The organism is Streptomyces sp. NPDC021224 (genome assembly GCF_044332905.1).
Taxonomy (GTDB): Bacteria; Actinomycetota; Actinomycetes; order Streptomycetales; family Streptomycetaceae; genus Actinacidiphila.
In genome coordinates this window covers 26,578-35,999 of record NZ_JBIRPW010000015.1, presented here as the reverse complement: position 1 = coordinate 35,999, position 9,422 = coordinate 26,578, and the positions used below count along the sequence as shown (strand labels likewise).

Here is a 9,422-nt window from a genome sequence, read left to right as displayed (position 1 = left end):
CGGGCGGGGGGGGGGGGGGGCCCCCCGGGGGGGGGGGGGGCCCGGCCCCCCCGGGGGGGGGGGCCCCCCCCGCGGGGGGCGCCGGGGGGGGGGGGGCCCGCCCCGCGCCCCCCCCACCCCCGGAGGACCGTCACCTCATCGCGGCCAGGGCCTTGTCGACGCCCGCGAGCGGGGAGCCGAGGCCGGTCACGGTGTCGTAGCCGGGCCCCGCGGTGCACTCCGCGCCGCACGCGCCGTTGGAGCCGGCGGTGATGTCGCTGAGCCTGCTCCCCAGCCCGTAGACGTCACCGTGGGCGGTGTCGCCGTCCGGTCCTGCCACGGCCAGCGGGTGCTTGCCCGCGGTGGCGCGCAGCTGGTCGGCGTCGGTCAGCAGGGCGCCCCACACCGGGGCCGACAGGCTGGTGCCGCCGACCTCCAGCCACAGCGGGTCGCCGGTGGCGGTGGTGTAGACGGCCACGCCGGTCTGCGGGTCGGCGACGAAGCTGACGTCCGGGGTGGCCCGGTACGCCGATCCCTGCACGCCGTCCTGGTAGGCGGGGCGCTTCTCGAAGTAGCTCAGACCGCCGCCTGTGGAGCGCCACGCCGTCTCGCCGAGGGTGGCGCCGTCGGCGTCCAGCTGGAGGCTGGTACCGCCGACGGCCAGGGCGTTCGGGTTGGTGCTGGAGTATCCGGCCGGGTAACCCGCGTCGCCCGTGGACTGCGTGCAGACGGAGTCGGCGAGTTCGCAGTGGTCGTCGTAGAAGGACTCCTCGGAGAATTCCGCCATGCCCCAGCTGTTGCTCACCACGGCCGGGTGCAGGGCCGCGGCCTTGTCGACCGCCCGGTAGAGACCGGCCGCGGAGGCGTCGGCGGCCTCGACCAGCACGATCGTCGCGTGCGGTGCGACGGCGTGGGCCCACTCGATGTCGAGGGCTTCCTCCTCCTCCCAGCCGGGGTTCGCCTCGGGCCGGGTGCCGTCGGCGTAGACCTGCCGGAAGTCGAAGCAGTCCGTACCGGCCGGGACGCTGTCGCAGGTCTGCGGCAGGCCGAAGTGCCCGGCGAAGTGGTCGAGGTCGGAGGTGGCGTTCGGGTAGTCGTAGGCGTCCACGACGGCGACGGTCTGGCCGGTGCCGTCGCCGGTCAGGCCGAGCCGGGCCCGGATCTGCTGCGGGGTGTAGCCGCGGGTCGTCTCCGTCGTGTCGTGCGGGCCCACCTGGACCGACGCCTGGACCTTCAGTGCCGGGGCGGCCGTGCCGCTCGGCAGGGCCGGGTCCTTGACGGGGGCGGCCGCGGCGCTGCCGGCGGCGGGCGCCTTCAGCAGCGACTTGGGCGCGGGCTCGGCCGCCTTCGCCGTGTCGTCGATCTGCTGGACCGTCACGCCGTGCGGGAAGGCGTCGGGCGCCGCCATGTCGGCGCCGTAGGAGCCGACCTCCTGGTTGAGCGCGTACGCGGCGTAGTCGTAGGGCAGGCCGACCAGTTCGGTGCCGGGTCCGGCGCCGGTCAGGGACACCGGGGTGACCGACCCGGCGAACTGCGAGAACGCCGTGCTGGTGGCGGCCAGCGTGTCCTCGGGCTGCGGGAAGGGCTGGTCGAACTGCTCGATCCCGCCGACGCCCATGACGAAGGTCTCCGTGCCGCCGGTCGTCGTGACGAACGCGCCCTGCTGCGGGTTGACGTTCAGGCGGACGTCGTGGGCGGCGCCGCCGTCGGCCGGGTAGACCGTCACCTCGAAGGCGTGCAGCTCGACCAGGCCGTACCTGCGCGAGGCGGCGAAGCCCTGGAAGGTGTTCGACCCGATCGTGTCGCGGGCCGAGATCACCGTGCCCGTCCGGCCGTCCACGATCTGGACCTGGTGCGGGGCGCCGGGCTTGTCGCCGCCGAAGGCGAAGGCGACGCCGTGGCCCCCGGCGGACGGGATGGCCGGACTGGCGAAGGCACCGGCCTGCTGCTCGATCCAGGTGGCCGACAGGCCGGTGGGCCGCTCGCTCCACAGCTGGGTGCCGGCGGCGGCGTCCAGCGCGACGGCGGTCGGGGCGGGGTCGCTGGCGCCGGTGCCGAAGCCGGACAGGGCGCCGCCGTACTCGAGGAACAGGCGGCCCTGGCCGTCGGTGGCAGGCGTGGAGTAGAGGACCTTCTTGCCGTCGGTGCCCGCGGGACGGTAGGTCCAGCGGACGGCGCCGTCGGCGGTGTAGGCGCTGACGCCCTTGGCACCGGTGGCGACGATCGCGCCGCCGGTCACGGTCACGCCGTACTGGAAGGCGCCCGTGGTCACGTCGGCCGTGACACGGCCGCTGCGCGGGTCGAGCACCGCGAAGCCGCCGGAGGTGGCCGCGACCAGGCGCGTCGCCCTGCCGCCCCGGCGGTCGGCGACCTGGGCCAGCTGGACCTGGTGGACGGCGCCGCTGACGGCCGTGTGCCACAGGATGCGCGGCGTGCTGCTCTTCAGCGAGCGGCCGTCGAGCGCGAAGAGCCCGTGGCTCTGGCCGCCCGCGACGAGGTCCTTGACGCCGTCGCCGTTCACGTCGGTGGAGACCGCCGAGTACAGGTCGCCCAGCAGCGGCAGGGCGGTGGCGTCACCGCGCCGCGGGTCGATCGACCAGGCGGTGGCGTCGTAGCCGACGGTGAGCAGGCGGCCCTGGTAGGGCGTCACCTGGTCGCCGGTGACGTCGCCCTCGCGCCGCCACCTGACCCCGCCGTCGCGGGCGTCGAACGCGAGCAGCTGCATGTGGGAGAGGCCCTCGGGCGTCGCGGCAGTGACCGCGGTGGCGTCGGCGACGGTGGCGAGGACCTCGCCCTGCCCGTGCGGGTCGAACGCCAGGGACAGCGTCGGGGCGTTGGCGCCGCCGACGGTGCTCGCGGTCCGGTGGTGCCACACCGTCCTCCCGTGCCCGTCCCAGCCGGACACGGTGCTCTGGCCGTCGGCCAGCGTCACCGGGTCGATGCCCAGCTCGGCGACGGCGTAGCGCGCCTGCCCGCCGTGGGCCTGCCCGTTGACGACGAAGGCCTCGGGGATGGTGCCCTCGCGCGAGGCGAGCACCGAGCGGGATCCGGTACGGGCGTCGTACGCGGTCAGGTCCCAGCGCACGGCGTCGTAGGGGTCGTTCTGCTCGGCCACCAGCACCCGGTCCGTGCCGGGGTCCTGGTGCACGATGCGGGGGTAGCCGGGGGTCCTGGTGTCCACGCCGACGTGGCCGGTGGCCGCGTCGAGGACCACCACGTGGCCGGCCGGCGGGCGCGGACTGCCCAGGCCGAACGGGGTGTCGGTCCAGCCGGCGGTGATCCGCCCGCCGCTCATCGGCTCGACGTCCGACCAGGACGCCCAGGGCGCCCCGGTGCTGTACGTCCACGCGGTGCGCCCGGTGAGGCTTCCCGCCTTCCCGGCGGTGAAGGACCAGGCGGTGAGCGAACTGCGGCTGTCGCCCTGCTCGGCGACCGGGTCCAGGTCCCAGTTGGGACCGGTGCGCTCGGCGACGACCAGTTTGCCGTCCTGCACCAGCATCGACCCGACGTAGCCGGGCACGAGTCGGTGCCACAGCATCCGGCCCGTGCGGCCGTCCAGGACGCTGACGAAGGTGCCGGTCGACATGGTCGAGCCGGGGCTGGTGAAGCTGCGCACCGGGTTGTCGCCGACGGAGTAGGCCACGGCGACGTCGGCGACGCCGTCGTGGTTGAAGTCGGCCTGGGCGTAGGGGTGTTTTCCGGTGGACGAGGGGTTGTACGGGTTGTAGCCCTCGTACATGGACGCCGTGTACTCCTCCGGCTGGAGGCTGCTCTGCGGTGTCACGTGCCAGTCGGTGTACAGGGAGTGCGTGGTGCGCTGCCACACCGGGTCGCCGTGGGCGTCGTACCGGGTGACCGAACCGCTGCCGAACAGCGCGACCCAGTCGCCGGTGCCGTTCAGCGCCAGCGTGGACGCGGCGCCGCGCGCGGTCTGCCAGTTCGTCTGCTCGTCGACGGACGGCGACGCGGCGTTCTGCGGCGCCGCCGGATCGGCCGTCCCGGCCGCGTCGCCGCGCGAGGCACCGGACCTCGCGGCCGCCGCCACCAGGCCGGGCGTTCCGTCGCTCATCGGGGTGTACTCGGCGCTCAGCTTCGCCAACTGGGCGGCATTCAGGCGTATCACGTGGCCGGACGGTTCGGCGTGCGCCGCGGGGGCCGCCAGCACGGCGGCAGCCGTGGCCAGGACCGCGGCCAGCGCGCCACCGCGCAGGGCTTTCGCTCTGATGTTCATCGAGGGCTCGTAACTCCTTGTCACCTCGGACGGGGGAGGTCGTAGAGTCGCAGCTCACAGGGGTGACAAGGGAGTGATTCGGCTGGCCACTTATGGCCACTGGCCACACGTGACCACGCCGGGGCCGGGCCCAATCCGACCAAACCCGGCGGAAGAACGGGGGGGGTGGCGGGGTGCTGGAGCAAATCGGTCTCGACCGGTGCGCCGATCGGGCCGTCCCGCGCAGTACGCGGGCGGACCCGCTGACGGTGGAGGTGATCGAGGGCCCGGATCACGCGGCGGGTGGAGGAGCTGCCGGCGAGCGCCGAACCCGAGGTGCCGACCGTGCCGGAGTACGCCGAGCGGGTGCGGGACCTGGTGGCGCTGGGCGAGCAGGCCCGGGTGCTGCCCAGGGTGCCGACGAAGCTGATCGTGGTGGACAGGCGGGACGCGCTGGTGCCGCTGACCGGCAGCGACGAGGGGACGCGCACGGCGGCGGTGCTGGTGCGGCGCTCCGGGCTCAGCAACGCCCTGACCGAGCTGTTCGAGGTCCACTCGGCCCAGGGCACGCCGATCTTCGCCCCGCCGGGCGCCGCGGCGGGCTCAGTCGCTGGGCCAGCTGTAGGGCAGGAACTTCCCGTCGAAGGTGATGACGACGTGCTCGGCGCCGTCGTGCGTCGCGGTCCCGATGTCCACCTTGAAGTTGATCGCGCTCATGATCCCGTCGCCGAACTGCTCGTGGATCAGCTCCTTCAGGGCGGGCCCGTAGACCTGCACCGCCTCGTGCAGGCGGTAGATCGTCGGATCGGTCGGCACCGCGCCGATCTGCCCGCCGCGGTGCGGCACGGCGGCGAGCACGGGTACGGCCTCCTCGGGCAGGTCGAGCAGCTCGGCGATCCGGCGTGCGCCCTCGGGCGGGAGCGGGTGCTGCCCGAGCAGCGCCGCGGTGCTCCAGACGACCGGCCGTCCGATCTCGTCGGCCAGCTTCTGCCAGCTCAGGCCCTTGGCCAGCCTGGCGGCGACGATCGAGGCCGTGACGTCGTCGCGGTCCATGCGGGGCGGAAGGCCGCCCGGCACACCGTTCCTGCCTGCGTCGTTCATCCTTCGGTACCTCCCCGCCGGGGGCCCGGTGGGTGTCCGGGCCGCTGGTAGGCCGGTGATGGTACGTCAGACGTGTTTCCGGCGTGTTCCGCCGCCCCGGCCTGTACGGGCCTCCGCCGCACAGCGGGTCAGCGGGTCACCGGGTCAGCGGGTGCGCAGCCGGGCCAGCGTGGCGTCGAGGTCGGCGGCGCGCGGGCGGTTGTGCGGGAGCTTGCCGAGGACGACGGCCATGCCGCAGGTGTCGGTCAGGGCGGAGAAGATCAGCCCGCCGCAGATGCCGACGGACAGCAGCAGGAAGGCCGGGTGGACGAAGAAGCCCAGTGCGAGGCCGAGCAGGATGATCACGCTCGCGGTGAAGCGGACCTGCCGCTCCATCGCCCACACCGCGCGCGGCCTGCCCTCCGGGCGGGCCAGGTCGTGGCCCTCGGCCGCCCAGGCGCTGGTGCCGCCGGTGAGGGTGGCGGCCTCGACGCCGTGCCGGGCGAGGGTGCGGCAGGCGTTCTCGGAGCGCGTGCCGGAGGCGCACACGACCAGGACGGGGCCGCGCCCGGCGGCCTCCCGGATGTCGGGGAGCGCCTCGTCCAGCCGGTCCAGCGGGACGTTGAGCGCGCCGGGTATGTGGCCGCCGGCGTATTCACCGGCGGTCCGCACGTCGATGACCGTGAGGTCGTCCAGCCGGGTACGGACCTGGCGGGCGTCGAGGGAGGTGGTCGTAGCCATAGTGCATGCATCCTAAAGGGTCAAGAGTGCCCCGAAAACGGGTTCTGTTGCGGGAGTCATACGGGAATGTGAAGCCTTCTACCGGTCGGTAGCTTTCTGTCGCCGGGCCGGGACACCGTGGTGGTCGTGCCGCGGGTCACACGAGGGCGTCGACGAGCATCAGCGCGGCGACCGCGAGCAGCGCCCAGGCGAAGAGCCGCTGGAGCGTGCCGCCGGTCGCCCGGCGCGCGAGCCGCCTGCCGTCCCACGCGCCCAGCACCGCGGCGGCGGTGAAGGGGGCGACGGCCGCCCAGTCCAGGGACGAGCCGCTGCCGGAGCGGGCGGCGAGCGCGGCGACCGAGTTGACGGTGATCACCAGCAGGCTGGTGCCGACCGCCCGCCGCATCGGCACCTTCAGCACGCCGACCAGCACCGGCACGGCGAGGAAGCCCCCGCCGACACCGAGGAAGCCGGTTACCGCGCCGAGCCCGGCGCCCGCGGCGCCCGCCCGCGCCGGATGCACGGGCCCGGGGCGCGCGGGCGGCGCGGGGCGCAGCATGCGCAGTGCCGCGACCACCGCGACGGCGGCGAAGGCCGCCGTCAGCACCGCCTGCGGCAGGTGGCCCGCGGCCGCCCCGGCGAGCGCCGCGGGCACGATGCCCGCGGCGGCGAAGAGCAGCCCGGTCCGCCAGGCGACGTCGCCCTCCCGGGCGTGCCCGGCGAGCGACGTGACCGACGTGAGCGCGACGATGACGAGCGCCGCCGTCGTCGCGTCGGCGGGGCTGAAGCCCAGCAGGTAGATGAGGGCGGGCACCGCCAGCACGCTGCCACCGCCGCCCAGCCCGCCGAGGGCCAGGCCGACGACCGCGCCGGAGGTGAGCGCGAGGACCAGGTCCGTCATGCGACGGTGCCGATCGTCCCGCGCGGACCCGCGATCTCGTACCCGGCGGCGGCCCACGCCTTCATGCCGCCCCTGACGTCCACCGCGTCCACCCCGCGGTCGGCGAGCAGCCGGGCGGCCTGCTGCGAGCGGTGGCCGCTGCGACAGACCACGACCACCGGCCGCCCGTGCGCGGCGCCCGGCAGGGCCGCCCCGGCCGTCAGCCGGGACAGCGCCGCGTGGACGGCACCGGGCGCGTGCCCGGCCTCCCACTCCCCCTGCTCCCGCACGTCCAGCAGGACGGCGTTCGCGGCGGAGCCGAGGGTGAGGCGGCGGGCCTCGTCGGCGGTGACACGGCGCGGGGCGCCGCGGAAGGGAAACATCACAAGCCTCGCGGATCGGGGGTGGGGGGAGGAGAGCAGCGGGGGACGGGCGCACCGGCCCGGACGCCCCGCGTGTGCGGTGCGGCGGCGGGGCGGTCCCTGGGACCCGGCCGGAGTCGGACGCGTGCCCGGGCGCCCCGCGTGTGCGGTGCGGCGGCGGGGTCGGCGCCGGGGGCTCGGCCGGAGTCGCGACACGCAGGTCCCGCGGAACGACCGACCGGACTCCCCCGCGTGTGCGGGGGCCCGGCCGGGGTCGGGCGCCGGCCCCGCGCGGTCAGCCCGCGGTGAGGGTCAGGCCCGTGCCGACCGCGGCGTCGAAGGTGTCGTCCACGGCCACCACGTCGCGGCCCGCGGCGTCCAGCAGGGAGGCGGCGATGGCGGCGCGCATGCCGCCCGCGCAGTGGACCCACACCGGGCCCGCGGGGATCTCGGCGAGCCGTCCGTGCAGCTCGTGCAGCGGGATGTGGACGGAGTGCGCGATGTGGCCGGCCGCCCGCTCGGCGGCGCGCCGCACGTCGAGGACGACGACTGCGTCGGTGCCGCGTTCGGCCAGGTCGGCGAAGGTGGCGCGGGGGAATGAGGCGAGGGGGGCGCCCTTGGCCCAGTCCTGCGGGGTGCCGGTCGCGGCGGCCGCGGGGCGGTCGATGCCGACCCGGACCAGTTCGCGCTGGGCGTCCGCGAGCTGCCCGGGGGATTCGGCGAGCAGCGTGACCGGGCGGCCCCACGGGATCAGCCAGGCGAGATACGTGGCGAGCTTGCCGTCGGCCTCGACGTTGAACGTTCCGGCGACGTGGCCCGCGGCGAAGGCGACGCGGTTGCGCAGGTCGACGACCCACTCCCCCGCCGCGAGCCGGGCGGCGATCTCGCCCGCGTCGGCCACACCGGGCGGGGTCAGGTCCACGGGGGCGGGCCCGGCGGCGTTCACCGGGGCCATGTGGACGTAGTAGGCGGGGGTGTCGTCCAGTCCGGCGAGCAGCCCGGCGACGAAGGACTCCACGTCGGTCGTCAGCGCCGGGTTGACGGTCTTCTCGCGGCCGATGGTGGTCGCGTCGCCGCCCGCCTGGGCGGAGGAGCAGAAGCTGCCGAAGCCGTGGGTGGGCAGTACGGACGCCTCGTCGGGCAGCTCGTCGGCGAGCCGCCGTACGGACGCGTGCTGCGCGCGGGCCAGGCCCTCGGTGAGCCGCGGCTCCACCAGGTCGGGGCGGCCGACCGTGCCGATGAGCAGCGAGCCGCCGGTGAAGGCGGCCACCGGGGCGCCGTCCTCGTGCAGGACGTACGCGGTGTGGTGCGGGGTGTGCCCGGGGGTGGCGACAGCCCGCAGGTCGAGCCCGGTGTCGACGGGTATCGCGTCGCCGTCGGCCACCGGGACCCGGTGGAAGGCGACCCGCGCGCCCTCGGGCACGTGGTAGGTGGCGCCCGTCACACGTGCCAGTTCCAGGCCCCCGGTGACGTAGTCGTTGTGCAGGTGGGTCTCGACCACGTGCGTGATGCGCACGCCGCGCCGGGCGGCGGCCGCGAGCACCTGGTCGATGTCGCGCGGCGGGTCCACCGCGACGGCGGCCGTGCGGCCGCCGGCCAGGTAGTGCCGGTTGCCGAGGCCCTTGAGTTCGATGGTCTCGATGAAGAACAAGAGGAGGCTTCCTTCCGCGCATGTACCCCCCGGGGTATATCCCACGGTACACGGATACCCCTCGGGGTATCGCATGAGGGTCGCCACAGCTGCGGCAGCCGGGGCTGCACGGGAATGAGAACCACCAGGTCAGCGCCCTGGCGCCGGGTCCAGGACGCTCCCGGCTACGAGCCGGCGGGCGACGGTTCCACGTGGGATCCGTCCGCCCGGCGGCCTCGCCCGCGCCGGTCGTTCACTCGGCGACGTACGTGCGGCGGCTCCACTCGAAGACCCGCAGATTGTTGCCGTCGTGCTCCATGAACTCCTCGGTGGGCTCGTAGTGCTCCCAGGCGTTGCCGACGAAGAGCTTCAGCTTCGTGTCCGTGTCGTCCACGTAGCGGGTGTGCGAGGGCGGGGCGAACTGCTCGGGGCCGCCGCGGAGGATGACGTTGGGCGGGGGTGCGGACGTCATGACAGTGGTGCTCCCTTCACGTTCGTGCTGACCTGCGGTGTCGTCCGGGCCCGGGCCGCCCGGCGTTGTCGCTCCCTGACAGTCTCCGG

General features: G+C 75.1%; 7 protein-coding genes. All 7 read right to left on the bottom strand.

Going from position 1 to position 9,422, the window contains the following annotated elements; all coding sequences use genetic code 11:
• Positions 1–130: 130 nt before the first annotated feature.
• The gene (locus ACH4PY_RS28865) at positions 131–4,210 is read right to left on the bottom strand and encodes a hypothetical protein (protein ID WP_398189189.1); all 4,080 of its coding nucleotides are present in this window, start codon (positions 4,208–4,210) and stop codon (positions 131–133) included.
• A 582-nt stretch (positions 4,211–4,792) separates the two neighbouring features.
• Positions 4,793–5,290, bottom strand: a complete 498-nt coding sequence (gene cynS, locus ACH4PY_RS28860; protein WP_398189186.1) for a cyanase — start codon at positions 5,288–5,290, stop codon at positions 4,793–4,795.
• Positions 5,291–5,434: 144 nt separating this feature from the next.
• Complete coding sequence (locus ACH4PY_RS28855; RefSeq protein WP_398189183.1) at positions 5,435–6,010, bottom strand: rhodanese-like domain-containing protein; 576 nt, start codon at positions 6,008–6,010, stop codon at positions 5,435–5,437.
• Positions 6,011–6,146: 136 nt separating this feature from the next.
• Positions 6,147–6,890 (bottom strand): sulfite exporter TauE/SafE family protein, encoded by a 744-nt coding sequence (locus tag ACH4PY_RS28850; protein WP_398189180.1) that lies wholly within the window; start codon positions 6,888–6,890, stop codon positions 6,147–6,149.
• On the bottom strand, positions 6,887–7,252 hold the full coding sequence (locus tag ACH4PY_RS28845) for a rhodanese-like domain-containing protein (RefSeq protein WP_398189177.1): 366 nt from the start codon (positions 7,250–7,252) through the stop codon (positions 6,887–6,889). The genes ACH4PY_RS28850 and ACH4PY_RS28845 overlap by 4 nt, the downstream gene beginning before the upstream one ends.
• Positions 7,253–7,526: 274 nt before the next feature.
• Positions 7,527–8,882 (bottom strand): rhodanese-like domain-containing protein, encoded by a 1,356-nt coding sequence (locus ACH4PY_RS28840; RefSeq protein ID WP_398189174.1) that lies wholly within the window; start codon positions 8,880–8,882, stop codon positions 7,527–7,529.
• A 232-nt stretch (positions 8,883–9,114) separates the two neighbouring features.
• On the bottom strand, positions 9,115–9,333 hold the full coding sequence (locus ACH4PY_RS28835; protein WP_398189171.1) for a DUF5988 family protein: 219 nt from the start codon (positions 9,331–9,333) through the stop codon (positions 9,115–9,117).
• Positions 9,334–9,422 lie beyond the last annotated feature (89 nt).